Annotated in this window: 26 protein-coding genes and 1 tRNA gene; 13 read left to right on the plus strand and 14 right to left on the minus strand. The window is 34.6% G+C overall.

The window, feature by feature from the left end:
- Window positions 1-56: 56 nt before the first annotated feature.
- Window positions 57-872 (minus strand): S24 family peptidase, encoded by an 816-nt coding sequence (locus KORDIASMS9_RS05325; protein ID WP_240321137.1) that lies wholly within the window; start codon window positions 870-872, stop codon window positions 57-59.
- 257 nt (window positions 873-1,129) lie between these two features.
- Between KORDIASMS9_RS05325 and KORDIASMS9_RS23095 the strand changes: the two genes are divergently transcribed.
- From KORDIASMS9_RS23095 to KORDIASMS9_RS23100, 4 genes are all read left to right on the plus strand, one after another.
- Window positions 1,130-1,285, plus strand: a complete 156-nt coding sequence (locus KORDIASMS9_RS23095; RefSeq protein ID WP_162819768.1) for a hypothetical protein — start codon at window positions 1,130-1,132, stop codon at window positions 1,283-1,285.
- Window positions 1,286-1,870: 585 nt separating this feature from the next.
- Window positions 1,871-2,305, plus strand: a complete 435-nt coding sequence (locus KORDIASMS9_RS05335; RefSeq protein ID WP_114901849.1) for a TIGR02594 family protein — start codon at window positions 1,871-1,873, stop codon at window positions 2,303-2,305.
- Complete coding sequence (locus tag KORDIASMS9_RS05340; RefSeq protein ID WP_114901850.1) at window positions 2,292-2,732, plus strand: phage holin family protein; 441 nt, start codon at window positions 2,292-2,294, stop codon at window positions 2,730-2,732. Before KORDIASMS9_RS05335 ends, KORDIASMS9_RS05340 begins: the two co-directional genes overlap by 14 nt.
- 56 nt (window positions 2,733-2,788) lie before the next feature.
- Window positions 2,789-2,989: a hypothetical protein gene (locus tag KORDIASMS9_RS23100; RefSeq protein WP_162819769.1), complete on the plus strand. Its 201-nt coding sequence runs from the start codon at window positions 2,789-2,791 to the stop codon at window positions 2,987-2,989.
- A gap of 11 nt (window positions 2,990-3,000) precedes the next feature.
- On the opposite strand, the gene KORDIASMS9_RS05345 is transcribed toward KORDIASMS9_RS23100, so the two are convergent.
- The gene (locus KORDIASMS9_RS05345) at window positions 3,001-3,312 is read right to left on the minus strand and encodes a hypothetical protein (protein WP_114901851.1); all 312 of its coding nucleotides are present in this window, start codon (window positions 3,310-3,312) and stop codon (window positions 3,001-3,003) included.
- A 73-nt stretch (window positions 3,313-3,385) separates the two neighbouring features.
- Between KORDIASMS9_RS05345 and rnpA the strand changes: the two genes are divergently transcribed.
- Complete coding sequence (rnpA, locus tag KORDIASMS9_RS05350) at window positions 3,386-3,781, plus strand: ribonuclease P protein component (RefSeq protein WP_114901852.1); 396 nt, start codon at window positions 3,386-3,388, stop codon at window positions 3,779-3,781.
- 39 nt (window positions 3,782-3,820) lie between these two features.
- Entirely contained in the window at window positions 3,821-5,458 is a 1,638-nt protein-coding gene (locus KORDIASMS9_RS05355; protein WP_114901853.1) for a S41 family peptidase, read from the plus strand.
- 3 nt (window positions 5,459-5,461) lie between these two features.
- Here KORDIASMS9_RS05355 and KORDIASMS9_RS05360 read toward each other — a convergent pair whose 3' ends face one another.
- The 5 genes from KORDIASMS9_RS05360 to KORDIASMS9_RS05380 form a co-directional block, all read right to left on the minus strand.
- Entirely contained in the window at window positions 5,462-5,905 is a 444-nt protein-coding gene (locus tag KORDIASMS9_RS05360; protein WP_114901854.1) for a GNAT family N-acetyltransferase, read from the minus strand.
- Window positions 5,906-5,929: 24 nt separating this feature from the next.
- Window positions 5,930-6,364, minus strand: coding sequence for a ribose 5-phosphate isomerase B (gene rpiB / locus KORDIASMS9_RS05365; RefSeq protein ID WP_114905155.1), 435 nt, complete (start codon window positions 6,362-6,364; stop codon window positions 5,930-5,932).
- A gap of 787 nt (window positions 6,365-7,151) precedes the next feature.
- Window positions 7,152-7,394 (minus strand): DUF2007 domain-containing protein, encoded by a 243-nt coding sequence (locus tag KORDIASMS9_RS05370; RefSeq protein ID WP_114901855.1) that lies wholly within the window; start codon window positions 7,392-7,394, stop codon window positions 7,152-7,154.
- A 42-nt stretch (window positions 7,395-7,436) separates the two neighbouring features.
- Window positions 7,437-7,622, minus strand: coding sequence for a hypothetical protein (locus KORDIASMS9_RS05375; protein ID WP_114901856.1), 186 nt, complete (start codon window positions 7,620-7,622; stop codon window positions 7,437-7,439).
- A 192-nt stretch (window positions 7,623-7,814) separates the two neighbouring features.
- The gene (locus KORDIASMS9_RS05380) at window positions 7,815-8,744 is read right to left on the minus strand and encodes a diacylglycerol kinase family protein (protein ID WP_162819770.1); all 930 of its coding nucleotides are present in this window, start codon (window positions 8,742-8,744) and stop codon (window positions 7,815-7,817) included.
- Between the two features lie 331 nt (window positions 8,745-9,075).
- Here KORDIASMS9_RS05380 and rnr point away from each other — a divergent pair, with 331 nt between their 5' ends.
- A complete protein-coding gene (rnr, locus tag KORDIASMS9_RS05385; protein ID WP_114901858.1) occupies window positions 9,076-11,271 on the plus strand; it encodes a ribonuclease R in 2,196 nt (731 codons plus the stop codon).
- A 186-nt stretch (window positions 11,272-11,457) separates the two neighbouring features.
- Window positions 11,458-11,772: a YbjQ family protein gene (locus tag KORDIASMS9_RS05390; protein WP_114901859.1), complete on the plus strand. Its 315-nt coding sequence runs from the start codon at window positions 11,458-11,460 to the stop codon at window positions 11,770-11,772.
- A 53-nt stretch (window positions 11,773-11,825) separates the two neighbouring features.
- On the opposite strand, the gene KORDIASMS9_RS05395 is transcribed toward KORDIASMS9_RS05390, so the two are convergent.
- Window positions 11,826-12,020: a hypothetical protein gene (locus KORDIASMS9_RS05395; protein WP_114901860.1), complete on the minus strand. Its 195-nt coding sequence runs from the start codon at window positions 12,018-12,020 to the stop codon at window positions 11,826-11,828.
- Between the two features lie 205 nt (window positions 12,021-12,225).
- Here KORDIASMS9_RS05395 and KORDIASMS9_RS05400 point away from each other — a divergent pair, with 205 nt between their 5' ends.
- From KORDIASMS9_RS05400 to KORDIASMS9_RS05410, 3 genes are all read left to right on the plus strand, one after another.
- Window positions 12,226-12,897 carry a head GIN domain-containing protein gene (locus KORDIASMS9_RS05400; protein ID WP_114901861.1) on the plus strand — a complete coding sequence of 224 codons (672 nt, stop codon included), beginning with the start codon at window positions 12,226-12,228 and terminating at the stop codon, window positions 12,895-12,897.
- Window positions 12,898-13,212: 315 nt separating this feature from the next.
- Window positions 13,213-13,803, plus strand: coding sequence for a hypothetical protein (locus tag KORDIASMS9_RS05405; protein WP_114901862.1), 591 nt, complete (start codon window positions 13,213-13,215; stop codon window positions 13,801-13,803).
- A gap of 27 nt (window positions 13,804-13,830) precedes the next feature.
- On the plus strand, window positions 13,831-14,475 hold the full coding sequence (locus KORDIASMS9_RS05410; RefSeq protein WP_114901863.1) for a LysE family translocator: 645 nt from the start codon (window positions 13,831-13,833) through the stop codon (window positions 14,473-14,475).
- A gap of 58 nt (window positions 14,476-14,533) precedes the next feature.
- On the opposite strand, the gene KORDIASMS9_RS05415 is transcribed toward KORDIASMS9_RS05410, so the two are convergent.
- The 3 genes from KORDIASMS9_RS05415 to KORDIASMS9_RS05425 all read right to left on the minus strand — a co-directional run bounded on the left by KORDIASMS9_RS05415 (window position 14,534) and on the right by KORDIASMS9_RS05425 (window position 15,527).
- Window positions 14,534-14,607, minus strand: a tRNA-Cys gene (locus KORDIASMS9_RS05415).
- Between the two features lie 67 nt (window positions 14,608-14,674).
- Complete coding sequence (gene folB / locus KORDIASMS9_RS05420; protein ID WP_114901864.1) at window positions 14,675-15,034, minus strand: dihydroneopterin aldolase; 360 nt, start codon at window positions 15,032-15,034, stop codon at window positions 14,675-14,677.
- Window positions 15,035-15,317: 283 nt separating this feature from the next.
- Window positions 15,318-15,527, minus strand: a complete 210-nt coding sequence (locus tag KORDIASMS9_RS05425) for a zinc ribbon domain-containing protein (RefSeq protein ID WP_114901865.1) — start codon at window positions 15,525-15,527, stop codon at window positions 15,318-15,320.
- A gap of 198 nt (window positions 15,528-15,725) precedes the next feature.
- Here KORDIASMS9_RS05425 and KORDIASMS9_RS05430 point away from each other — a divergent pair, with 198 nt between their 5' ends.
- Entirely contained in the window at window positions 15,726-17,777 is a 2,052-nt protein-coding gene (locus KORDIASMS9_RS05430; RefSeq protein ID WP_114901866.1) for a glutamine--tRNA ligase/YqeY domain fusion protein, read from the plus strand.
- A 514-nt stretch (window positions 17,778-18,291) separates the two neighbouring features.
- Window positions 18,292-21,909, plus strand: coding sequence for a S8 family serine peptidase (locus tag KORDIASMS9_RS05435; RefSeq protein ID WP_114905156.1), 3,618 nt, complete (start codon window positions 18,292-18,294; stop codon window positions 21,907-21,909).
- A 268-nt stretch (window positions 21,910-22,177) separates the two neighbouring features.
- Here the strand turns inward: KORDIASMS9_RS05435 and KORDIASMS9_RS05440 are convergent, their stop codons facing one another.
- Genes KORDIASMS9_RS05440 through KORDIASMS9_RS05450 form a run of 3 tightly spaced genes read right to left on the minus strand, consistent with a single transcriptional unit; the run spans window position 22,178 to window position 25,059 of the window.
- Window positions 22,178-22,861, minus strand: a complete 684-nt coding sequence (locus tag KORDIASMS9_RS05440; protein ID WP_114901867.1) for a LytTR family DNA-binding domain-containing protein — start codon at window positions 22,859-22,861, stop codon at window positions 22,178-22,180.
- The gene (locus tag KORDIASMS9_RS05445) at window positions 22,858-23,904 is read right to left on the minus strand and encodes a sensor histidine kinase (RefSeq protein WP_162819771.1); all 1,047 of its coding nucleotides are present in this window, start codon (window positions 23,902-23,904) and stop codon (window positions 22,858-22,860) included. Before KORDIASMS9_RS05445 ends, KORDIASMS9_RS05440 begins: the two co-directional genes overlap by 4 nt.
- A gap of 54 nt (window positions 23,905-23,958) precedes the next feature.
- Window positions 23,959-25,059 carry a serine hydrolase gene (locus KORDIASMS9_RS05450; protein WP_114901869.1) on the minus strand — a complete coding sequence of 367 codons (1,101 nt, stop codon included), beginning with the start codon at window positions 25,057-25,059 and terminating at the stop codon, window positions 23,959-23,961.
- Between the last annotated feature and the right edge of the window lie 99 nt (window positions 25,060-25,158).

Raw genomic sequence — 25,158 nt, forward strand, 5'->3', positions numbered from 1 at the left:
AGAATGACGGCTTTTAAAACTTTTAAGACAGCCTCTTTTTATTGGAGTATATTTTTTTAATTTTTCTGTCGGAGTGCGTTTTCGAGCAGTACAATTTTGCTTTCTAAATCGTGCAATCTGTCATATACATCTACGGGTTCTGGCATTTGTTTGGACGCAAACATCGTTACATACCAAACTTCCATGATTTCTTCTGCATTGATGGTGTATGTTGGATAATTTCCATCTTTATTGTCAGACTTTAAAATAAGCTTTCCGCGTTCTTCTATTCTGTTGATAACGCGTTTCAGCACAATTCCGTCATTACGACTTACTATCACATATACGCGACCATCTTTTATATCTTGCAAATCTTCTACGTATTTTCCAAATACCAAATCGCCATCAAAAAACGTTCGAACCATAGAGTTTCCTTGCACTTCAAAGCAGCGATACGTTCCATTAGTTAGGTGCGGCATGCTAAACGAAGGCAAGGTTTCAATATAATCGGCATCGCCGTAACCATCTAAATATCCTGCGCGTGCTTTTATGGGCACATACACAACATTTTCTTCTCCTTCTTGATTTACAGCTACTACTTGTGGAATTCCAGCATATGTTTGAAGTTCGGGTTTGCTCGATTTAAACATTTGTGAACTTTTACCAAATAAATAATCTGGATTGATATCAAACTCATTGATGATACTCGTTAGCAAATCGTAGCCTGGTTTGGTTCTTTTTCTTGATCCGTCGGATTGTGGCCTACCATTCGTAATACTGTCTATCGTTGTGCTAGTGACACCTATTCGCTTGGAAAAAGAATTATTATTCAGTCGAAAATGATCAATGATCTGCTTTATTTTTTCATGTATTCCTTCCATATAACGCTCCATAATTTAAACATTTTACAAAATATTTCTGCTTTATGTTTTAAATAATCTGTAATTTGTTTATATTTGTACTGTAATTTGTTGCTAATATACGAATTTTTATTGAAAATCAAACATTTGTGAGGATAATTGTCGGTTTTATTCTTCATAAATACATAAAAAGCGATACAATATAGACTGACGGTTACGTATTTGAATGTTAAAATTCGCATACGATTTAAAAAAAGTAGAATAGATAGAACACCATATAATAGAATACCATGAAAAGAAGTAAAGAACTATTAGACAGAAGAAAAAAATTCATTCACAACTACGTAGAAGACAATTCTGCAAAACAAATGAAAGTGATTATCAACGAATTGGTTGACAAACTGTTCATTTCAGAAAAGACGATATACAACATTTTAAAGCAATAATTCAGCTAGTCACTCAATATGCATTAAAAGATGTATGTCTGGAAAACTCCTTTCTTGCCAGAGGAGTTTTTCTTCTCAACAGCATAAACGCATCCTGCAGTGAATATTGTTATTGTACTATGAAAAAAAGTTCTTAGGGTTAATTATCATTCTTCATAGTTGCAATACGTATTCAAAAAATCCCTTCTTCGTGAAGGGATTTTTTATAGCATATTGTAAAAAGCACACATTCAAACAAAAAACAGAAAAATATATATTATTAGTGTAATATGTTTGTTTTATATTGTAATATGTTTTATATTTGTACTCGCTTTTCTAATGAATAGTACATCATTTTGTACGATTCGTATATTATAATACACTGTTGAGAAGAATCTTAATAGCATGCAAAACCTTATTCTGGTTAAGAACATATATAAAAAAGACGTTGCATCATATCTAAGTTTTTACTCTCAAATTAAATTCCAACATTTTCATGAATATATAAACCTGCACTGACAATTTCAGTCGCAAAAGGCAATTTTTTGCTCTTTTTTAAGCGATACAAGCAAGCTATTTGTCAGACAATAAAAAAAAGTTAAAACTATGAGCTTGATTCAAAAAGCGTTATCACAATATGGAGTCACCGAAGTTGATGGTAAAGCTGATAATCCCCAAATTATACAATATTTTGAAGTTTTAGGATTCGACACTAATAAGTTACACGATGAAACTGCTTGGTGCAGTGCATTTGTAAATTGGGTTTCTAAAACCGAAAAGTATTCATACAGTGGAAAATTAAATGCTAGGAGTTGGTTGAATGTAGGTGAATCTACAGCAGCACCCAAACAAGGAGACGTAGTCGTTTTGTGGCGCGAATCTCCTAGTAGTTGGAAAGGACATGTCGGTTTTTTTGTAAAACAAACCAAGCGATATGTATACATTTTAGGAGGCAACCAAAATAATAAAGTTTCTATTAAAGCCTATCCTAAAAACAGAGTTTTAGATTATAGAAAACTATCAAAATATGGAGAAGATTAAACCATATTTCTTTTGGTTATTTGCCTTATTGGCGCCTATTGTTTCTGTAATGTTAACCGTTGGTTTTTTAATCAGTGTCAATTTTATTATCGAAACATACGCAGCTATTAAGAAAAATATTCCTATTAAGAAGGAACGCATTGGAAATACAATTTCCAAGTTTTTTATCTATAATTTGGTTGTTATGTCTGCCTTTTTATTGGAAAAATATATTGTAAATGAAATTCCGTTTATGCGCATTATTGCTGGATTTATTGCAATTGCTGAAATTAAATCCATCCTAGAGAATTTTAATAGCATCTACGGAATCAATCCGTTTAAAGCTTTGGTCAGATTAATTAAAAAAAAGTCTATTGATACTTTAGAAGAAACTATTGATGCACTTGTAAATCATAAAGATCAAGATCAAGAAATTCAAAAAAAATAGAAACACTTCAAGAGCCTTTGTCTTCCATACAAAGGCTCTTATTAACTTGTATCCACATGAAAAAAATACAATTATCTACAGATCGAATATTACTGATTGTAACGTTGTTATTACTTTGGTATATTCATTTAGTAAACGCTTGTGAGAGTGAAACAGATATACAATTAAAACCCAACTTAACAATTGTAAACGAAGAATCATCTTCAATAAAAACATATCATTCCAACGTAAAAAGAAGAAGGTTTTATAAAAAGTAAAGCTGTATGTTTTATATGGAAACGATGAATAGAATAATTACAATGATTAACACCAACATTAAAAATTCAAAAATAAAGGGTTTTCTTTTTAACTTTTCAATGGCATTGAGTGTCTCTTCAGATTCTTTCTCTTTCAAACATTCATTCACGTGTTCTACAAAAGGCAAATCTTTTTCGTGAAAAAAATATTCTGTAAATTTTGAATCGGGAATTTCCCTTTTTACAAAATCTACCTGTTGCCTTTCCAACGCATTATCAAAAAAGATTTCGGCTTCTTTATTGGTAAATAGTTTAAAATATCGCTCTAATTTTACTTTACTCATTTGTGGTCTGTGTTGAATAAAGATAGTAAATACAATCTTATTTTCTATTTTTACCGCGATTCAATACGTTTTCATGAAGTATCGTTTTCCAAAAGAAGAAAAATTAAAAAGCAAAAAATGCATAGAACTTCTGTTTAGTGAAGGAAATTCCGTGTCTAAATTTCCTTTGAGACTGATTTATATTGCGGCCACTTTGCCAAAAGATGTCCCAATTCAAGCCGGCGTTTCTGTAACGAAAAGACGTTTTAAAAAAGCAGTAACGCGCAATCGCATTAAAAGATTGATGCGAGAAGCCTATCGTTTGCACAAAAATGAGGTTTTTAACAGAATATCAACATCCTATGCTTTTATGTTTTTGTATATTGGAAAACAAGAACCAACTTTTGAAGAAATAGAAAAATCAATGATTCGCTTATTGGAAAAATTTAGTGAAAAAATTGATGCTACAAACACACTTGAAAACGAGTGATACAAAAGCTATCTTGCTAATTATTAATGAAGTAAAAAGATGAAGAAATTATTTAAAAAAAGAGTACTAATTCCTGTATTGGCAATTACTTTTTTATTGGGAGCTGTAAGTTTTAAAAGTGATTTTTTTGAAATCGCAAAGCAAATTGAAATATTCACCACCATGTTTAAGCAATTAAATATGAACTATGTGGATGAAACAAATCCTGCAGAATTGATGGATGATGCCATCAAAGAAATGCTAAATGACTTAGATCCGTATACCAAATTTTACAACGAGCAAGATGTAGAAGCAGCTAAAATTAGAAATGCTGGCGAATATTCAGGTATTGGCGCTTCTGTCCGTAGACAAAAAAATAAAATCACTATTGTAGAGCCGTACAAAGACTATCCGGCAGATAAAGCGGGACTGAAAGCCGGTGATGAAATTGTACAAATTGGAGACATCGTGATTGCGAATTTTAAGGAAAACACAGGCGAATTGTTAAAAGGTGCTGCCAATAGTAAAGTAAAAATCGTCTACAAACGTCAAGGAAAAGAATATACTACAGAGTTAATACGAACTAAAATTGAAGTAGATGCGGTTCCGTTTTATAAGATGATTGATGACAAAACTGGATATATTGTATTGGCTAAATTCAACAAAAAAGCAAGCGCTCAAACGAAAGATGCACTCGAACGATTAAAAGAAGATGGTGCAGAACGTATTATCCTTGATTTGCGTGGAAATCCTGGTGGATTGTTGCGTGAGTCTATCGCAATTGTGAATTTATTTGTGCCTAAGGGCGAAGTGATCGTCACTACAAAATCGAAAGTAAAGAAATACAACAGAACCTATAAAACCAAAAAGAACCCTGTAGATATGGAAATTCCGTTGGTTGTATTGGTAAACGGAAAGAGTGCTTCTGCCAGCGAAATTGTTTCAGGAGCCTTACAAGATTTGGACAGAGCTGTCGTAATTGGCGCGCGTAGTTTTGGAAAAGGATTGGTACAACAACCTAAAAAATTGACGTACGGAACACAATTAAAAGTAACCATTTCAAGATATTTTACACCTTCTGGACGTTGTATTCAAGCATTGGATTACTGGAATAGAGACGAAAACGGAAATGCCGTACGAACAGGTGAAGAGGATTACAATGCGTTTAAAACAAAAAAAGGAAGAACTGTGTATGATGGCGGCGGAATCAATCCAGATATTGAAATTGCCTCTCAAAAAACTAGTGACTTTACACGATCTTTGATGAGAAATTATTCCATTTTTGATTATGCTACTAAATTTTACAATCAAAATTCGTTGGCTTCCATTAATGATTTTTCTACAGAAACTATTAATTACAAAGCATTCAAACAAAATGTCGCCGCTGACGGATTGGGTTTCTATGAAACAAATACGGAAAAAGAATTGAAAAAAATTATGAGTACCAAAGAAGCTTCAGAATTTGGTAACAATGTTTCTAAAGAATACAACGACTTATTAGCTTCTATCAAACAAAGCAAATTAGACGCGTTAGACACCTATAAATCACAAATACAAGTAGAACTTGAAAACGAAATTTTAAAGCGTTATTTCTACCGTGAAGGCTTATATCAGTATCAATTAACACATGATGAAGCCATTAAAAAAGCGACTGAGCTATTGGCAAATAAAAGTGAATACGATCGTATTTTAAACTAAGAACTATCGGATCATAGAAATATGAGGAATACCATCTTCTAAGTATTCCTCTCCTATTTGTGTAAAGCCATGTGAATTGTAAAACTTTCGCAGATACGTTTGTGCAGAAATTTTGATGGCTTCTGTATGATAGTGTTCTTTAATACCTTCAATAGAAGCTTTGATGATTTCGTGTCCATATCCAAATGCACGTGCTTTTTCAGAGACCACTACTCTACCGATACTTGCTTTTTCAAAATAATCGCCTGCATTGAACAAGCGCGTGTAAGCTACAATTTTTCCATCGGAATCTTTGCCAATTACGTGCAGCGCTTTTCTATCCTTTCCGTCAATATCTTGATATACACAATCTTGTTCCACTACAAAAACTTCGCTTCGGAGTTGTAGTACATCATACAATTCGTCAATAGTAAAGGCATCGAACGGTTTTACAGTTATGGTTAACATAAATTTTGGAGATCAATATATAAATTAACTACACGCAATTTTCTCCACTCTACGCAAATGTCTTCCACCTTCAAATTCAGTGTCTAAAAACGTATCAACCATGGCAATTGCTTGTTGTAATGAAGTAAAACGCGCAGGAATACTCAAAATATTGGCGTCGTTGTGTTGCCTGGCAAGTGCTACAATCTCTTTGGTCCAACAAAGTGCCGCACGTACCTTTTGGTGCTTGTTTGCCGTCATAGCAGCGCCGTTTCCGCTTCCACAGATGATAATTCCAAACGGAACTTTTTCGGTTTCCACATCCGTAGCAACTGGATGTATAAAATCAGGATAATCGACACTAGCATCAGCGTTGGTTCCGTAGTTTTGAATCGCGTAGCCTTTTGCTTCCAAATGCGCTACAATAGCGTTTTTATAATCGGTTCCAGCATGATCGTTTCCGATGGCAATAGTTTTCATGTTTTTTCGTGTTGTGTTTGTTGAAAACAAAGGTATGAATCGACTTTTGAACAACCGAAAAAAGTCAGTGTTAATTTAATTTTACAATTCGTTAATTTTGAGAGGATTATAAGTTAACATGAATTGTTGATATCTAGTGGTGAGAAACTGAGAAGAAAATTTTGTGGCTTCAAAATATTTTACAATACAAACAAATTTTAAAGCTTCACAACTTATTTAGCACTTCTTTTTAGAAAACTTTTCAAAAACCGTTCTCTTGATTGTTAACAATTTTTCAACGAACTTTTATCAAAAATACCCTGTGTATAACGGTTGTTAATAGCTGTTGATAACCTAGCTAATAATTCTTAAAATAAACAAGTTAGCCTTTTCATAAACTGTTGATCAAATTCAATAACAAACAATTGCAACAAAAAGCCTTAAAAGTTTTGCTACCTATTCACACGCTATAATAACCATCATTATTTTTTTTAAATTTATAAAAGAAAGAAATATTACTATTATATATGTTCATAACATTTAAATTGAATTTCTCTTTTTAAAACTTAAATTGTGTCTGTTATTTTAAAATTTTGTGTGTTTGGAAGTGATCGCTTTCGCGGGAAAAAAAGAAGAAAAATTATATGCTAGCTAAAACTTCATTGTTAAAACGATCAAAATTGCTACTTCGAGTGAAACTTCTCAGAAAGAAAAAATACGAGCGGAATAAAAAAGCTTTGTAATTATGAAGTAAAAAAGAAAGTCTAGAAAAAATCTAACATCTTGATTCTATATTCTTGAATCCAATCTACACAATCCTCAAATGCGATTGCTTGCCGTAAAAATCGTCTAAAATTTGTTTGGTAAGGGCAACATCGTTTTTATGGACTTTCAACGAAATACCACCAATTGCGTTCGAATAGAAAGGAAATACACTCAACATCATATCATTTTCAAATACATAGTTAATGCCTTTATGATCTAACACAATACGCAAAATAGCATATTCATAATGATATGTAAACGTAGCGACCGTTACAAAATGAGTCATAAATTAAAAAAATAAAATTGTAATCATTTAAAAATAAGAAAACTAGTTCAAATAATACGCATCAATCGCTGCATTTTTTATAGAATCTTGCGGAACTTCTACAGCTCTAATATCATCACGAAAGTCGTTTTTAGTTTTCAAAGAAGAATTAATATAACTACCAAACGAGAGCACTCCGGTAACGAAGATGGTAACAAATAGTAAGATGACTTTATATACTCTTTTCATGACTTTTTACATCAAAATCGGTTTGATACTTGTTCTATAGACGAAACAAAAACAAAAATGTTACAGTTTTTTTAAGATTTTTTTAACTTTTCAATACAAAAATCGACTTTTTGTTTAACTTTTAAATACTAATTTCAATATTTTTTTGAAGAAAAAAGTACCAATGTACGTTTAAAATGGCTAATAATAGTTTCAAAATTTCGTTAGTTTCGAAACAACAAACGGCAATACATTCGGTAAAACTTCCGCAGTAAATCCGCCCATTCCAAGCAATTCTCCATCTGCTTGAACGTATACATTTTCTTGAAAAGTATCAATACGAACGGAAGAAGTTTTAAACGTTTCTACTTCAGAATGATTCACAATAGCACCGTTAAACAAACCAAGCACATTTTTTAACAAATTCCACAATGTAAAATTTTTTGCTACAGACACATCAAACAGTCCATCTACAGGATCTACATCTTTTGTTAATTGCATGCCACCACCAGAATATTGACAAATTCCAACAATCGTCAACAAGGATGTACTGGTGATTTCTTTCTCTTTACTTCTAATTGAAAATTTAGAAGATTTATAACGAATCAATCCCAAAACGGTAGATACCAAAAAAGAAATGGCGCCTAAAAATTTCAACTTTTCATTGCGTTTCACCACATATCCATCAAAACCCAATCCAGCAACATTATTAAAATACACCGTTGTTGCTTCACTCAGCAATGACAGCTTTCCAATATCTTGAAAAATAGTATGTTCTTCTTTAATAATTTGGACTGCTTTGGCAATATTCTTCGAAATTTGATGTGTTTTTACCCAATCATTTCCAGTACCTAACGGAATCACGGCGAGTTTTATTTCTGTACGTGAAACCTTTTGTTGCTGCATCAAACCATTGACAATATGATGCAAGGTTCCATCGCCACCAACGCTGACAAACTTTCGATAGCCAGCTGCTAAGGCTTTTAGCACAAGCTCATATTCGTGCTGAGGTTTTGTAGTGAATTCAAATGTATACGGAAGATTGTTCGCTTCAAAAGCTGCGGTAATTTGTGTCCATTTTCGCTTCCGGGAGAAGCTTCCCGAAGTCGGATTCACAATCAAAAACCATATATTTTTACGCATACATAACATCAATTTAATGTGTTGCAAAATACGAATTGTAAAATATTTATATCTTTGCAACAGAATTATTACTGCTTCTCTCCTATTTTTATGTTTTATAATGAAACTGTTAATTTCCTAGAAACATAATTTTCCTGACATAATAAATTTGTACTTTTCATGAAAAAGTAACACAAAGTAAATTGCGTACAGCAACCTTTGAAAAAAGAAAATCTCGATGATCGAGTAAAAGAATAAAAAAGTAGTTTCGGTATGCTTTTTTAAAGAATCAAATAATAATAATAACACATACCGAAAACATACACGAAATCGTGTAAAACAGAATGATATAATGACAAGAAAGAAAAAAAAGAAATCGCATAAAATTCCAAATCTTACGGATGCGATCCTTCAAATATTTAAAAAATCTTCCAACAAAGTATATAATTACAAACAAATAGCTGCTATGCTGAATATAACAGATACCAGCGGAAGAAATCAAATCATAAAAACACTCAACAAACTCAAAGCAAAACAAAAAATTGAGGAAATTGATCGTGGAAAATACCGTGTTGTTGGTTCTACAGAATACTATACCGGAATCATAGACATGACTTCGCGCGGACAAGGTTATGTAATTTGCGATGAATTTGAAGAAGATATTTTTGTTCCAAATCACAAAATAAATCGAGCACTCGATGGTGATGAGGTAGAAGTTTATGTGTACAAACGCAGACGAAACAATCGTCCTGAAGGTGAAATTACCAACATTGTAAAACGTGCCAAAACCGAATTTGTTGGTGTGTTGCAAATGCAAAAAAACTTTGCGTTTGTGGTGGTTTCCAATCAAAAAATGTATACAGACATCTTTGTTCCAAAAAATAAAATAAACAATGCAGCAGATGGCGACAAAGTCATTGTTGAAATTGAAGACTGGCCAGCACGCGCCGATTCTCCTTTCGGGATTGTAAAACAAGTACTTGGAAAACCTGGCGAACACAATACAGAAATTCACTCGATTCTAGCTGAATACGGATTGCCGTACGAATTTCCAGAACATGTAGAACGCTCTGCAAACAAACTAGACACTTCTATACAAACCGATGAAATCAAAAAACGTCGCGACATGCGTAAAGTGTTGACATTTACGATTGACCCTAAAAATGCGAAAGATTTTGATGATGCGTTATCGTTTCAAATATTAGAAAATGGAAACTACGAAATCGGAATTCACATTGCTGATGTTTCACACTACGTACAACCAGGAACTGTGTTGGATGATGAAGCATACGAACGTGCAACTTCGGTGTATTTAGTAGATCGTGTAGTACCAATGTTACCAGAAATACTCTCCAATGGCGCATGTTCCTTACGACCAAATGAAGAAAAATATACCTTTTCTGCCGTCTTTGAACTCACTAACAAAGCGGAAGTAAAAAATCAATGGTTTGGACGTACAGTTACGTATTCTGACAAACGATTTGCGTACGAAGAAGCACAAGTCATCATTGAAACCAAAGGCAACGAAATTCCTGCGGATATTTCCCTTACGGGAGAAGCGTACAAAGTATCTCCTGAAATTGTAGAAGCAACTTTAAAACTAGACGAACTTGCCAAAATCATGCGTGGAAAACGCATGCGACAAGGTGCTATTTCGTTTGACAAAGTAGAAGTTCGTTTCAACTTAGATGAAGATAACAATCCAGAAGGTGTGTATTTCAAAACGCAAAAAGATGCCAACAAACTCATTGAAGAATTCATGTTGTTAGCCAACAGAAGTGTGGCGGCATTCATTGGAAAACAAGAACCGGAAAAAACATTCATCTATCGTATTCACGATGAACCTGATGTAGAAAAACTGGCAAATCTGCAAACGATCATTTCACGATTTGGCTATGCATTGAATCTAAAATCGAGAAAAACGACAACCAATTCCTTAAATCAACTCTTGGAAGATGTCAAAGGAAAAGGCGAACAAAATATGGTAGATACACTTGCAATTCGAAGCATGAGTAAAGCAAAATATACCACCAAAAACATTGGGCATTACGGGTTGGCGTTCGATTACTATTCGCACTTTACCTCGCCAATTCGTCGGTATCCTGATGTGATGGTGCATCGTTTATTGCAATACTATTTAGATGGCGGAAAATCGGCAAATGCAGAAGAATATGAAGAAAAATGTGAACATTCGTCCAACATGGAAGGTTTGGCTGCCAGTGCGGAACGTGATTCTGTGAAGTATATGCAAATCAAGTTTATGCAAGACCACAAAGACGAAGAATTCTTAGGCGTAATTTCAGGTGTGACGGAATGGGGAATTTACGTAGAAATCATTGCCAATAAATGTGAAGGTATGGTTCGCATTCGTGAAATCAAGGATGATTATTACACTTTTGATGAAAAGCAATATGCCTTGGTTGGTGAAATCACCAAAAATATGTATCAACTCGGTGATGAAGTTGTGGTAAAAGTCAAAAACACCGATTTAGTCAAGCGTCATTTAGATTTCGACCTTATCGGAAAACGTGTTGAGGTAGAAGCTTAAAATAATGTACTAATACCAAATCTACTGTAAAATAAGTATGAATTGCATTTTACAGTAGATTTGGTATAATTTTGTAATTTGAAAATATATTAGTTCATTGAGGCACTCGAAATGAACTTTTTTATACTGTAACATATTTCAAAAAGAAATACTAACGTATCAAACAATCATAAATCTAAAATCCATATGATCTTTACTACTACAGACAATTTTCAAAACCGAGAAATCATCGAATACTTAGGCTTAGTTTCTGGCATGACATATAGTGTAAACTACTCTTACAAAGGCATGTCGTTCAAAGACATGTTCAACATGAAAAAATACTATGCACAAGTAGAAGAAGCGATCGAAGAAGTGAAAGAAAAAACATTTCAAAAATTACAAGACAACGCTTCAAAACTCAATGCTGATGGCGTTGTTGGGATTCATGTAGATATGGAAATCAGTGCTGGAGGAGCAGTTATGGTTAGCATTACTGGAACTGCGGTGAAACTGAAATAAAAAAAGCTCGATTCCTAAAAACCGAGCTTCAACATATTCAAACTTTAGGAATACTAATACTCTTCATCCAAACATAAACAAGCAACTTCGCAAGCTAATGGACCAAAACTTGTAGTAGGTCCAGCACCGCAATAAAGGCCTGGAATAAAGGAATAAAAACTTCCTGTTCCACCTGTAACCTCATCGTGATTCAATTCAGAAACCTTTTGTTTGTTTAATTTTAGCGATTTTAAGTTCTTTTTTTTCATAATTATAGTTTTGAAGTTTTCATTGTAAAACTACTAAATGTAAACAGATAAAAATTACGGTAAAACCGTAAATAGCAGTCATTTAAACGAAGTTAAATCAAAGAAATTTCTTATAAAAAATACATCTTTTTAAAAAAATTAAATAAAAACTGTAACAATATGTTTTTTAAATACTCTTTACAAACAAACACTAAAACCAAAGGTTATGAAACATATATTCACATGTATTTTTTGTGTACTCGCATACGCAGTTACAGCGCAAACGCCCATTGAAAAACAAGTAGGCGATTTTGACGAAGTAAAAGTATTTGATTTGATAGAAATCAACTTAATCAAATCAGAAGAAAGTAAAGTAGTCATTACGGGTGCCGATACCGAAGATGTTGAAATTGTAAACAAACGCGGAAAACTAAAAATACGCATGAAATTTGATCGTATTTTTGACGGATCGCAAACGTTTGTAGAAGTATATTACAAAGATGTAGACATCATCGACGCCAATGAAGGTGCTATCATTGTAGCAAACGAAACCATGACACAACCCTATTTGAAATTAAAAGCGCAAGAAGGCGGCAGAATCATTGCCAATTTAGAAGTAGATAATTTAGATTCAAGAGCAGTTACAGGCGGTATCATAGAAACATCTGGAAAAGTAAAACACCAAGAAATTGTACTAAACACAGGTGGAATTTACGAAGGTAAAAAATTACTAACAGAACAAACCAAAGTCAAAGTGAGTGCTGGTGGCGAAGCGTATGTTTCTGCCTCTGTACTTGCAGATGCTAGAGTAAGAGCTGGTGGATACATTGAAATTCACGGTGATCCAGAAACCGTCAAAAAAAATAAAGTTTTCGGTGGAAAAATAAAAGTAAAATAACACACATATTATATATTCATCAATCAATTTTGAAAACGTCTAAACTGCCATTTAGACGTTTTTTTAGTGAAACCCATCATTGAAAAGCAACGCGCATTCAATGATGTTGGTTGAACTAATACCGCTGTAGAGCGGTATCTTATACAATGAATCTATTGGATTAATTTGATTTCTGCTTTAACTACGAAACGAATCAAAACGTGCACAATTATTTATTAAACCAATACTACAGAATACGTAGAAAAATAAAATGACCAGTCATTTTATTTTATACATGAATTGATATAAATTGTACACTAAATTAAAACTGATACTATGAAAAAATTACATACATTTTTTGCACTGCTGCTGTGTTTAGGATTTTCGTCAATACTCACGGCTCAAGAAGAAAAAATAACACCGCCAGCACAAGGAAAAGCGGTTATTTATCTCGTAAGAACTAGTTCGGCAGGATCGATCATCAATTTCAAATACTTTGATGGAGAAACATACCTTGGAAAATTCAATGGAAGAAAAGTATTCAGATACGAGTGCGATCCAGGAAAACATATCTTTTGGGCACGATCTGAAAATGTAGATTATGTAGAAGCTGAATTAAAAGCAGATGCCATATATCTATTGGAAGTAAAAGCTAGCTTTGGTTTTGTCAAAGCAGCCGTAAAATTTAATACGGTCGATTATTCCGATAAAAGACAAATGAAACGCATTTTCAGAATATTCAAAAAGAAAGAACTTATTGATTTGAATACACACGAACTTGTAGATGAATCTGAAAAAATATATGAGGATAAAACAAAAGAAGCAGACAAAAAAATCAAAAACGGTTTAGAAAAAATTGCCAAAAAGAAACAAAAGGGAAGAAAAGTCAAAAAAATAACACCAGAAATGGTATATAAAAAGCAGTAATTGCATCTCTTTTACTACTTTTGTTTTATGGTTGACGGATTACAATACGCAGTTTTATATGGATTATTCTTATCCTTTGTAGCTATTGGACCTATATTTTTTTTACTATTAGAAATAAGCATTACCAAAGGCTTTCGCAGTGCATTGGTATTCGATTTGGGCGCTATCTTTGCCGATATTGTCTTCATTTTTTTTGCATATTATAGTACCTCAGGTCTTATAGAAAAGATAAAAGACGATCCCAATCTAATCATTTTTGGCGGATTGATTCTCTGTGCATACGGAGTCATTTCCTATATAAAAACTTCCAAATCGTTTCGAAAAATAGTGCGAGAACACTACAGTGTAGACACGCGCAAAAATCTTTTTGGACTGTTCATCAAAGGATTCTTTCTAAACTTTATCAACTTTGGTGTACTAGCGGGCTGGATTGTTGCCATCGCAACCGCAAGCAAAATTACAGGCGATACCAAATACGGTTTGTTCATCTTTATTAGTACCATTTTGATCACGTTATTGGTGATGGACATTTCAAAAATTATGTTGGCAAAAAAACTAAAAAGTAAAATGACACCACGTTTTATCTTCAAAGCAAAAAAATGGGTGAGCATCATTATCATTGTTTTTGGAATCATTATGATTATGAAAGGCGGTTACGCCAGAATTACGTAAGAAACTAAAAAAGTAACAATATAAAAAAACCTCCTGATTATCAGAAGGTTTCTTTTTTTGGAGGCGTCGAGCGGATTCGAACCGCTGTACAAGGTTTTGCAGACCTCTGCCTAGCCACTCGGCCACGACGCCATATTTGAATGCAAATTTAACTAAATTTACATTCTATGCAACAAAAAACGAGGATTAAATAATAGTTTTATGAGCGTGTAGAAGTCATTTCAATCGTAACCATTTGAACATTACCACCAATTGGCGGATTTATTTTTGAAACCTCCACAGTTGCTTCATTTGCAATAGCAATTTCTTCAAAAATACGATTCAAAATACGTTTGGCAACATGTTCTAAAAGCTTAGAAGGAATCGTCATTTCTTCCTTTACAATTCTATTAATATGCACGTAATCAACGGTATCTTCCAATTGATCACTTTTTGCAGAAACTTGTAAATCTGCTTTTACAGCCACATCTACTCTATAATCACTTCCTATTTTGCTTTCTTCTTCCAAACATCCATGAAAGGCATACGCCTTAATGTTGGTAACACGAATAATTCCCATAAATAATGCTTCTTGATACCGCTAAAATACTGCATAAATGTCAAAATATCAACTTACAAACCTGCTAAAAAAAATTACGGTTTATCTTGTAAATTGTATCTAAAAAATACATGAACAAACTGATTTTGACGAAAACTTCAAAAAGCCAAATGCACGCATTATGTATTCATTATAATAGCTTCATAATGAATACAGTATTATTAAAATTTAAGCAAAAAAACAACCAAATTCATTTACTGATTGTTAAAGAATTAGCACATATTCCTTTACAAAGTTAAAAATGTTAATTTGTAAAGAAATCAAACACATTGCTAATAGCACTTGTTTTTGTTTTATAAAACTCAGTGTACGAACAACGATCACAGGTTACAGAAGTGTATTTCTGATTCTGTATATCAAATATTTTAGAAAAAGTTCCGCCAGTAGCTCGTAATTGTCCCACAGTATAGGTTCTGTTATTACATTTTGGACATTTGTAGTTAGGATGTTGCATAAATTTTTGTTGAGATGAATATTAAGTTTTATATCAAGTTAGTGTAAGATTGATTAGTATCGTTACAAGCAAACAAATTATTTCTCTTTTTGATCAGAATACTTTTCAGTAAAATATCCCAAAAGGTTTTTTCTTAGATATTCGCTTGAATTGCTTAATTTTGTCGCTCTATTTTAATACGTATTTGAACAAAAAAGAATGTCTGAAGAAGCAAAATCACTCAATTTTATTGAGCATATCATCGAAGAAGATTTGGCAAATGGAATGTCAAAAAATACCTTGCGTTTTCGATTTCCTCCAGAACCAAATGGGTACTTACACATTGGACATACCAAAGCGATTGGTATCAGTTTTGGTTTGGGCGAAAAATACAATGCACCAGTAAATCTTCGTTTCGACGATACCAATCCTGCCAAAGAAGAACAAGAATATGTAGACGCCATCAAGCGCGATATTGCTTGGTTGGGTTACCAATGGGCAAACGAATGTTACTCTTCAGATTACTTTCAACAATTATACGATTGGGCAATAGAACTCATTAAAGACGGAAAAGCCTATGTAGATTCGCAATCGTCGGAAGCTATGGCGGAACAAAAAGGAACGCCTACGGAAGTAGGAACCAACAGTCCGTACAGAGACCGAAGTGTAGCAGAAAACTTAGACTTGTTTCAACGCATGAAAAATGGCGAATTTGAAGCAGGAACACACGTATTACGTGCCAAAATTGACATGGAAGATCCAAACATGCTCATGCGTGATCCGTTGATGTACAGAATATTATATGCACATCATCACAGAACTGGCGACGATTGGTGTATATACCCAATGTACGATTGGACACACGGAGAAAGTGATTACATTGAGCAAATTTCACACTCGTTATGTTCCTTAGAGTTTAAACCACACAGAAAGCTCTACAACTGGTTCAAAGAGCATGTGTACGATTATAGCAAAGACGAATATCCATTGCAACCAAAACAACGCGAATTTGCACGTTTAAACCTAAGTTATACCATTATGAGTAAGCGTAAATTGCTCAAATTGGTAGAAGAAAACATTGTTTCTGGTTGGGACGATCCGCGCATGCCAACCATTTCTGGGTTGCGCAGAAGAGGTTACACGCCAGCAGCAATCAAAAAATTTGTAGAAACAGTTGGTGTTGCCAAACGTGAAAATGTCATTGATGTTTCACTATTGGAATTTTGCATTCGCGAAGATCTAAACAAAACTGCCAATCGTGTGATGGCGGTCTTAAATCCTGTCAAACTTGTCATTACAAACTATCCAGAAGGAAAAGTAGCATGGTTAGAAGCTGAAAACAATCCAGAAGACGCTGCTGCGGGAAGTCATAAAGTGCCTTTTTCAAGAGAATTATACATTGAACGCGAAGATTTTAAAGAAGAAGCAAGTAGCAAATTCTTTAGATTGACACTTGGAAAAGAAGTGCGACTCAAAAATGCGTACATCATCAAAGGAGAAAATGTAGTGAAAGATGCGGATGGAAACATCACAGAAATTCACTGTACGTATGACGTAGACAGTTTAAGCGGAAGCGGAACAGAAGCAAGTGTTCGCAAAGTAAAAGGAACGCTTCATTGGGTTTCTATTGCACATGCAATGCAAGCTGAGGTGCGTGTATACGATCGTTTATTCTCGGATGAAGCGCCTGATAGTCACAAAGACAAAGACTTTATGGAATTTGTCAATCCGAATTCATTACATATTGTGAATGCCTTTGTAGAACCCTATTTAAAAGAAGCAACCATAGGTGATCGTTTTCAATTTCAACGTTTGGGATATTTTTCTGTAGATGAAGATACGACGGCTGAAAAGCTCATTTTCAATAAAACGGTTGGTTTGCGTGATACGTGGGCGAAACAAAAAAAGGTTGCTGAGCAAGGTAGAAGCAAACCGCAACAAAATCAACCAAAAGCACAAAAAAATCAGCACCAACGCCCACCAATTGAAGAAATCAAACAATTAGGTAAAAAATATACCAATCTTCCAGAAGAAAAGCAGCAAATTGCCAAAGAGAAGATTCAAACCCTAGCACAAAATGTTGCCTATGAAGACTTAGAACCGTTATTTGCAACGGCAGCTAAAAAAGCAGGAACACGTATTGCTGCGATGCTAACGTTAGGTGTTTTACTGAAAAATGGTCAAGAACGCAACGCGACTATTGATGAATTCATTGAAAAAGCATTGCAAGACAAAAATGAATTGTTAGTAACGGAAGCACAGCAACTGTAACAAAACAAACGAGATATATTACCTATAAAAGACTGTACATAAAAAAGTACGGTCTTTTTTAGTAAAAATAACGACGAATAGCTACTAAAAATAGCACATCTCTCCTATTTCTCTTTTAAAAATAATCACAAAAAATCTTTGGAATGTGATATTCAAAAAGCGACACTTTTTAGCGTGCTTTTCTATTCCTTTTGGAATATATACTTCGCACACGAAAAATCAGTAAAATCAAGAGTTATTTTGAATTTGATGGAAAAAGAAAGCCATTGAAAAATCAAAAACAGCTAAATATTCAGAGAAAATAATAGCAAATCACTAGAAAATAACAGTGCTAAAAACCTAAAAAAGACCTACATAAAGCTACGATATCGTTATAAATCTTAACAATTTTTTGCTAACTAATCATTATATTAGCGAGCTAAATATATTTTTAATAAAAAAAGCCATCATTAAATCAACGTTAATGATTATGAAAATGCATTTAGACCCTAACAAAAACTTAATTAAAATTGTCATGAAAAAAATTACTCTAGCGAAGCGCTTTGCAGGCTCTTTCATTCCCTTGTTAGTGGCATTACTTTTATTAAACACTACCTTTTTAACTGCACAGAATACTGTGTATTTTCAAGATGAAGTGATTACAATGCCAAACAATATTTCAACATTTACCTGGAATTCAATGCCAGAATCTGCCAAACTTGATGGTGGATATTTTGCTTGGGTTCGTTTCAGTGAAACACCCGTACAAGCAATACAAAATGATTTTGCACAAAGAAATCTAAGACTTATTGAATACTATCCGGATAAAACATACTTAGTACACGTTCCTGAAAATACGGAAGTATCGTATCTGCAAGAAGCAGGAATCATTTCTGTTATTCCCGTAGATAACAATGTCAAAAAATCATCACAAATAAAATTAAACAACATTGACGATCATGCGATGGAAGGAAACAGCATGGTAGTTATGTTAGAATATCACGATTTTATTGACAAAAGCTATATAAAAAGAACGCTTTCCAACATCAACGCTGTAATTATTAAAGAAGATTACAGCAGTAGTAACTATCTTCAAGTAGCAATTCCTACAAGTCAAGTGGATGCGGTAGTATCAAAACCTTTTGTAAAGTGGATTGAATTAATTCCACCACCAGCAATCTTAGAAGACGTTAGAGGTAGAAGCATACACAGATCTTCAAACTTAGATTCGCAAACACCAACTGGTAGAAACTATACCGGAGAAGGCGTAGGTTTATTAGTGCGTGATGACGGAGTTGTTGGGCCACATATCGATTTTCAAGGAAGATTGAACACGGTAACCACAGCAAACACTGGAACACATGGTGACGGTGTGTCTGGAATTATGACAGGAGCCGGAAACTTAAACCCTAGTTTTAGAGGAATGGCAGCAGGAAGTGATGTATATGTGACGACAATTGCAGTTTCCTTTTTAGATGGTCCTACGGTGGATTTATTTAATGATGGAACAGTACAAATTTCAAACAACTCATACGGAACCACTTGTAATGGTGGCTATACATCTGCAGCAAGAACAGTAGACACGCAAATAAGTACCATTCCATCTGCATTGCATGTATTTTCAGCTGGAAATTCTGGAGGTTCTAACTGCGGTTATGGAGCAGGCGCAGGCTGGGGAAATATTACAGGAGGCGCGAAACAAGGAAAAAATGGAATTGCCGTAGCAAACACGTTCTTCAATGGAAGCTTAGCAAATTCAAGTAGTCGTGGACCAGCATATGACGGACGTATCAAACCAGATATTGCAGCACATGGACAAGAACAAGTTTCTACGACAGGAAACAACGGATACCAAACATTTGGAGGAACTTCTGGAGCAGCACCAGGAATTGCAGGTGTAGCAGCGCAACTATACGAAGCATATGCATTGTTAAACGGCGGAAATTTACCCGATTCTGGATTGATCAAAGCAGCGATGTTAAATACAGCGAACGATTACGGAAATACAGGACCTGACTACAGATTTGGTTGGGGAATGGTAAATGCATTAAGAGCAGCAATGTTAATTGAAGATGGACGTTACTTAGATGCAACGGTAACGCAAGGAAACAGTAACAATCACTCCATTACAGTACCAGCAAATACAAGAGAAGTTCGTTTTATGGTATACTGGGACGATGTTCCAGCAGCAGCAGGCGCAACATCAGCTTTGGTAAATGACCTAGATTTATTAGTGACAGATCCTAACAGTACTACATACCAACCTTGGATTTTAGATTCCTCACCAATTGCATCTTTCTTAAACTTTCCAGCGGCACCAGGAACGGATCGTTTGAATAATATGGAACAAGTAGCGATTACCAATCCAACAGCAGGAACGTATACTATTAACGTTAATGGATTAAATGTTCCTTTTGGACCACAAAAATATCACGTAGTATATGAAATCATTACAGACGGAATTACACTTACGTATCCAATAGGAGGAGAAAAGTTAACCTCAGGTGCTTCGACTGTAATTCACTGGGATTTTAATAATTTGGCAAACTCTACCACAGTACTTGAATTTTCTGGAGACAATGGAGCTAGTTGGTCAAGCATTGTGAGTTTAGCTTCTTCAGCCAGAAACTTTACATGGTCTATTCCGAGTAATTTAACTTCAGGAGAATGTATGATTCGTGTTACAAACGGTAGCTTTAGTAGTCAATCACCAGTAGCTTTCTCTGTGGCGCCACAAGCAACAGGAGTTGCTATTTCTCAAATATGTCCCGACGGTGTTACTCTATCTTGGAACGCAGTTTCAGGTGCAAGTTCATACGATATTTACCTCTTAGGAGAAAAGTATATGGAAGTAGCTGCCAATACTACAGCCACTAGCATGACAGTTCCTGTACCAAATCCTTTAGATCCAGTTTGGGTAGCAGTGAGCGCTAAAGGCGGAAACGGCTGGGAATCGTTACGAACGAATGCTATAAATGTGAATGGTGGAGGATTATTCAATTGTCCATTAGCGCAAGATTTAGCGGTGACGACTATCAATAACATAGAAGATGATTTTAACATACTTTGTAATACAGCGCCAATTATTATTTCGGCAGCTTTACAAAATGATGGAACGGATGCACAATCAAACTTTACAGTATCGTATCAAATAGGTTCGGGAACTGTAGTGCAAGAAACCTTTACAAATACGTTGGCTTCTGGAGCAAATACAGTGTATAACTTTACCACACCTGCTACAGTGACCGCAAATGGAGATACAACGCTTCGTGTGTGGACTTCCTTGACAGGAGATCAATTCCTCATTAATGACGAGCAAACGCTAGACTTCAGAGCACTTGTTTCTGGAACGACCATTGATTTCTTAGAAGACTTGAACGCTTCTACAGCATTGCCACAAGATTGGACAATTACAAATCCAGATTCGCAAACGACTTGGCAAATTAGTCAAAATATTGTTGGAGCAGACGGAAACCCTTCCAACGCCTTTTTCATTGATGGATATAATTATAACAATGCAGGAGGTGCGCTGGATACGTTTACAACAGAGTATTTCAATACAATAGTTAATCCAGACGCAACGTTACTATTCAATATTTCAAAAGCACAATACGGTCCTGGTTTTAGTGATGGTTTACGTGTGGAAGTTTCTACAGATTGTGGCGTATCTTTTACAGAAGTGTACTTTAAAGATGGCGGCAATTTAGCCACGGTTCCAAACACAACAAACCTTTGGGAACCAACAGATGCTTCACACTGGAGAGAAGAAATTGTAGACTTAACTCCGTATGTTGGAAACAATATTCTCTTACGATTTGTAAATATCAACGATTTTAGTAACAGTACTTTTATTGATGATATCAGAGTTGAAACTACCTTATCTTTAGGAGAAAACACATTGGAGAAAGCAATTACAATGTATCCAAACCCTGCAACAAACAATGTAGATATTGCCATCAATACTACGATTGGAAATACGTATGAAATTGAATTGCTCAACAGCATTGGACAAACAATCACCAAAATTAATGAAACACGTTTTAGTGCCAGCGCACAACAAAAATTAGATGTGTCTGGATTTGATACTGGATTGTACTTTGTAAAAATCAAAGTGGGCGATCAAGTAGTAACGAAAAAATTGATTGTAAACTAGAAACGCATCACCCATCCAACCATGTATACAAGAAGTCCTGAGAATTCATATTCTCGGGATTTTTTTTGTGATAACACAGAAGATAGATTTTCCTTATCTATTTTTAAATAACTATATAGAAATTTTATAAAAAACAACCTTTTCAGAAGCGTTTTTACAAGCTAAAAACACATTTAAAACCACTTTGTTTGTTTGGTGAAAAACCACGCTAAAAACCACTTTAAAATGATAAATAGGGAAGTTGAGACTGACTTTGCGTAAATCTTCTCTAAGCATCCAAAATTTGCTGTAAAACTTCCTTCTTCAGTCGAACGCTGATCGGAATGGTATGATCGCCGATTACAATTTGATTTCCTGTAATTTCTGAAACATGTGTTTTAGAAATCAAATACGATTTATGTGTTTGTACAAAAATAGAATCAGGCAAATGGTCTCGCAATTGTTTTAAGGTTGAATGTGTAACGATCGTTTCATCAGTAGTCACAATTTTGACATAATTCTGCATCGCTTCCACAAATAAAATTTCGTTGAGGTGAATTTTTTTGAGCGATTTGTCACTTTTTACAAAAAACACCTGTTCGTCTTCGGTTGTTTTGGTCAAACGATAGACTTTATTTACGGCTTGCAAAAAACGTTCAAACGAAATAGGTTTCACCAAATAATCAATTACTTCATACGAAAAACTCTCCAATGCATATTGCGGATACGCCGTTGTCATAATGACGGGTGGGGAAGAAGCTAAACTTTTCAGCCAATCCAATCCGGAAACTATCGGCATATTAATGTCCAAAAAAATTAAATCTACACTTTGTTGATGTAAAATTTCATTCGCTTGAAGCGCATTTTTACACACACCAACTACATTCAAAAAAGAAATAGCATCGCAATAGGCTTGCAAGCCTTTTCGTGCTAACGGTTCATCGTCAATTAATATGCAGTTTAGTATGTTCATGAAAGATCAATTATTAAATCAACGTTATAAAAATCCTTTTCGTCAGTAATTTTCAAGTCATGTTTTTCTGGATATAAAAGCGCCAATCGTCGGTGTACATTTTGCAAACCAACACCGCCAAAACTTTGTTGTTGTAGCGTTTGATCGGTAGAATTTTGTACGGACAACTGTACTTTTTGTTGCGCTTCTTCAATAGTAATCACAATCGTATTTTTTTTGGCTTCATCATGATGACTGATATGTTTGAAAGCATTTTCAATAAAAGGTGTGAGCAATAATGGCGCAATTTTCAATGAAGTATTTTCAAAATCAATCGTATATGTTACTGAAATATCATCACCTTTCCGGATGCTTTCCAAGCGAATGTATTGCGATACATAATCGAGTTCTTTTTCCAAATCAATCAACGCTTCACTACTTTCATACAATTGATAGCGCAACAAGCCTGAAAACTGTAACAAAGTATCTTTTGCCAACGCATTATTATTGCCAATCAAATGATACACACTGTTAATGCCGTTGAACAAAAAGTGTGGATTTAACTGTGCTTTTAAATATTTTAATTCCGTTTGATGTGTCTCTTTCAATAACTCTTGTTTGGCGCGTTCTGACTTGCGATATTCAAACAAAAAGCGATACAAAAACCCGAAAACGGAATACAAAACGTGAAAAAATGCATTTTGAACAAACACCGAAAAAATGACAAGAGGTAAAGAAACAGCAGAATCGAGCAAATTATAGTGAATGGCAACTCGCGTATCTAAGTAACTTTCCACGAAAGTGATGCCTACCAAAAATAGCAACGAATAAGTCCAAAATTTCACCTTTTTATGTTTGATAAAAAACGCAGGAACGAGCCAAAAAACTTGAATATAGCACAAAAACGCATTAAAAAACATGCCGTAATTATATACAATTGCTAATGAGCCAGAATCATTATCAAAGCCCATCCAAGTTAAATTTCCTGTGGTGATGTACACATAATTCAACACCCAAAAAAGAAGATGCGCTAAGACTAGTATGTACAGTTTTGTTTTGGACATGATTTTATATTGAAATACCATAAAACGTCATGCTGAACTTGATTCAGCGTCTGACTACAAAAGCGATATCAAAGTAAAACATAAATTATCAATATTTGGACCTTGCGGACTAAAGGCTGAAACATTGGACAGGAGCAAAGCGGCCTTTTTGTTTTTCTTATCAACAATCATACACGATAAATAGCCGCCAGTGCCACCATTGTGAAACAACACGGTTTTTCCTTCTTTGGTTACAATATGCCAGCCCAAACCCATTTGAACCATTTTATTAATATCAATCGTAGCTTGTTGCGGCACATTATAAATTGTATCATCTTCAAAGTTTTTACGGATAAATTTCTCCATATCAACTACATTCGATTTCATTCCACCAGCACCAACCAAGGCGTCTGTAAAATCCCAATTAGACGTTTCGGTGCCGTCAGGTTGCAACCCTTTTACCAACTGTGAAGCATCTATTTTTGATAAAAGCGTTGTAGTGTGACTCATTCCTAAAGGTTTTAAAATCGTTTCTTGCAGCAAATCTTCATAGGTTTTCTTAGTTTTTTCTGTGAGAACATATCCTAACAATCCAGCACCTAAATTGGAATAGGCACTCACTTTTCCAGGTTCATTGTCGAGTGTAAATTCACTTTTTAAATATTCGTGCAACATTTCAACGGTGTAGTCTTTATACGGATTCGCCATGTTTTTTTCCAACAGTGGAAAGATATTTTGTGGCAATCTTGGCAAACCTGAAGTATGATTGGAAAGCATTTGTAGCGTAATTTCTGTTGCCTTTTCAGGGGAATTTTCCATTGAAAACGGTAACACATTAACCAATTTGTCATTCAGTTGAAGGTTTCCTGCATGAATTTGATGCGAAAGTAGGAGCGAGGTAAACACTTTCGTATTAGAGCCAATTTCAAAAATAGCGTCTTTATTATCTATATGTTGAAGGGAATCGTTTTGGCGAATAATTCCGATATACTTGGTGGTTTCGCCATCAATCAGCGCAATAGAAAGCTGTGTATTATTCGGAAAAAGTGCTGCATTTTCGCCAATCACTTTGGCGATTTCGGCAGACATGTTGCTTGTATCAATCGCGTTGACGGCTTTTTCTTGCGAAAACACCGAAAGGAAAATAATGCAAAAATAAAGGAGTGTTCGTTTCATGATGATTGTTTTTTAATACTTCAAAATAAGCACATTAAACGAACACTATGCAATTCGTTTGACGAACGTATACAAGTTTTTGATGAACGTCAGTGAAAC

It is taken from the genome of Kordia sp. SMS9 (assembly GCF_003352465.1).
Classification (GTDB): Bacteria; Bacteroidota; Bacteroidia; order Flavobacteriales; family Flavobacteriaceae; genus Kordia.

Coding starts and splice junctions, on each gene's coding strand:
- KORDIASMS9_RS05325 (WP_240321137.1), bottom strand. CDS start 872: ATGGAGCGTTATATGGAAGGAATACATGAAAAAATAAAGCAGATCATT.
- KORDIASMS9_RS23095 (WP_162819768.1), top strand. CDS start 1,130: ATGAAAAGAAGTAAAGAACTATTAGACAGAAGAAAAAAATTCATTCAC.
- KORDIASMS9_RS05335 (WP_114901849.1), top strand. CDS start 1,871: ATGAGCTTGATTCAAAAAGCGTTATCACAATATGGAGTCACCGAAGTT.
- KORDIASMS9_RS05340 (WP_114901850.1), top strand. CDS start 2,292: ATGGAGAAGATTAAACCATATTTCTTTTGGTTATTTGCCTTATTGGCG.
- KORDIASMS9_RS23100 (WP_162819769.1), top strand. CDS start 2,789: ATGAAAAAAATACAATTATCTACAGATCGAATATTACTGATTGTAACG.
- KORDIASMS9_RS05345 (WP_114901851.1), bottom strand. CDS start 3,312: ATGAGTAAAGTAAAATTAGAGCGATATTTTAAACTATTTACCAATAAA.
- rnpA (WP_114901852.1), top strand. CDS start 3,386: ATGAAGTATCGTTTTCCAAAAGAAGAAAAATTAAAAAGCAAAAAATGC.
- KORDIASMS9_RS05355 (WP_114901853.1), top strand. CDS start 3,821: ATGAAGAAATTATTTAAAAAAAGAGTACTAATTCCTGTATTGGCAATT.
- KORDIASMS9_RS05360 (WP_114901854.1), bottom strand. CDS start 5,905: ATGTTAACCATAACTGTAAAACCGTTCGATGCCTTTACTATTGACGAA.
- rpiB (WP_114905155.1), bottom strand. CDS start 6,364: ATGAAAACTATTGCCATCGGAAACGATCATGCTGGAACCGATTATAAA.
- KORDIASMS9_RS05370 (WP_114901855.1), bottom strand. CDS start 7,394: ATGACTCATTTTGTAACGGTCGCTACGTTTACATATCATTATGAATAT.
- KORDIASMS9_RS05375 (WP_114901856.1), bottom strand. CDS start 7,622: ATGAAAAGAGTATATAAAGTCATCTTACTATTTGTTACCATCTTCGTT.
- KORDIASMS9_RS05380 (WP_162819770.1), bottom strand. CDS start 8,744: ATGCGTAAAAATATATGGTTTTTGATTGTGAATCCGACTTCGGGAAGC.
- rnr (WP_114901858.1), top strand. CDS start 9,076: ATGACAAGAAAGAAAAAAAAGAAATCGCATAAAATTCCAAATCTTACG.
- KORDIASMS9_RS05390 (WP_114901859.1), top strand. CDS start 11,458: ATGATCTTTACTACTACAGACAATTTTCAAAACCGAGAAATCATCGAA.
- KORDIASMS9_RS05395 (WP_114901860.1), bottom strand. CDS start 12,020: ATGAAAAAAAAGAACTTAAAATCGCTAAAATTAAACAAACAAAAGGTT.
- KORDIASMS9_RS05400 (WP_114901861.1), top strand. CDS start 12,226: ATGAAACATATATTCACATGTATTTTTTGTGTACTCGCATACGCAGTT.
- KORDIASMS9_RS05405 (WP_114901862.1), top strand. CDS start 13,213: ATGAAAAAATTACATACATTTTTTGCACTGCTGCTGTGTTTAGGATTT.
- KORDIASMS9_RS05410 (WP_114901863.1), top strand. CDS start 13,831: ATGGTTGACGGATTACAATACGCAGTTTTATATGGATTATTCTTATCC.
- folB (WP_114901864.1), bottom strand. CDS start 15,034: ATGGGAATTATTCGTGTTACCAACATTAAGGCGTATGCCTTTCATGGA.
- KORDIASMS9_RS05425 (WP_114901865.1), bottom strand. CDS start 15,527: ATGCAACATCCTAACTACAAATGTCCAAAATGTAATAACAGAACCTAT.
- KORDIASMS9_RS05430 (WP_114901866.1), top strand. CDS start 15,726: ATGTCTGAAGAAGCAAAATCACTCAATTTTATTGAGCATATCATCGAA.
- KORDIASMS9_RS05435 (WP_114905156.1), top strand. CDS start 18,292: ATGAAAAAAATTACTCTAGCGAAGCGCTTTGCAGGCTCTTTCATTCCC.
- KORDIASMS9_RS05440 (WP_114901867.1), bottom strand. CDS start 22,861: ATGAACATACTAAACTGCATATTAATTGACGATGAACCGTTAGCACGA.
- KORDIASMS9_RS05445 (WP_162819771.1), bottom strand. CDS start 23,904: ATGTCCAAAACAAAACTGTACATACTAGTCTTAGCGCATCTTCTTTTT.
- KORDIASMS9_RS05450 (WP_114901869.1), bottom strand. CDS start 25,059: ATGAAACGAACACTCCTTTATTTTTGCATTATTTTCCTTTCGGTGTTT.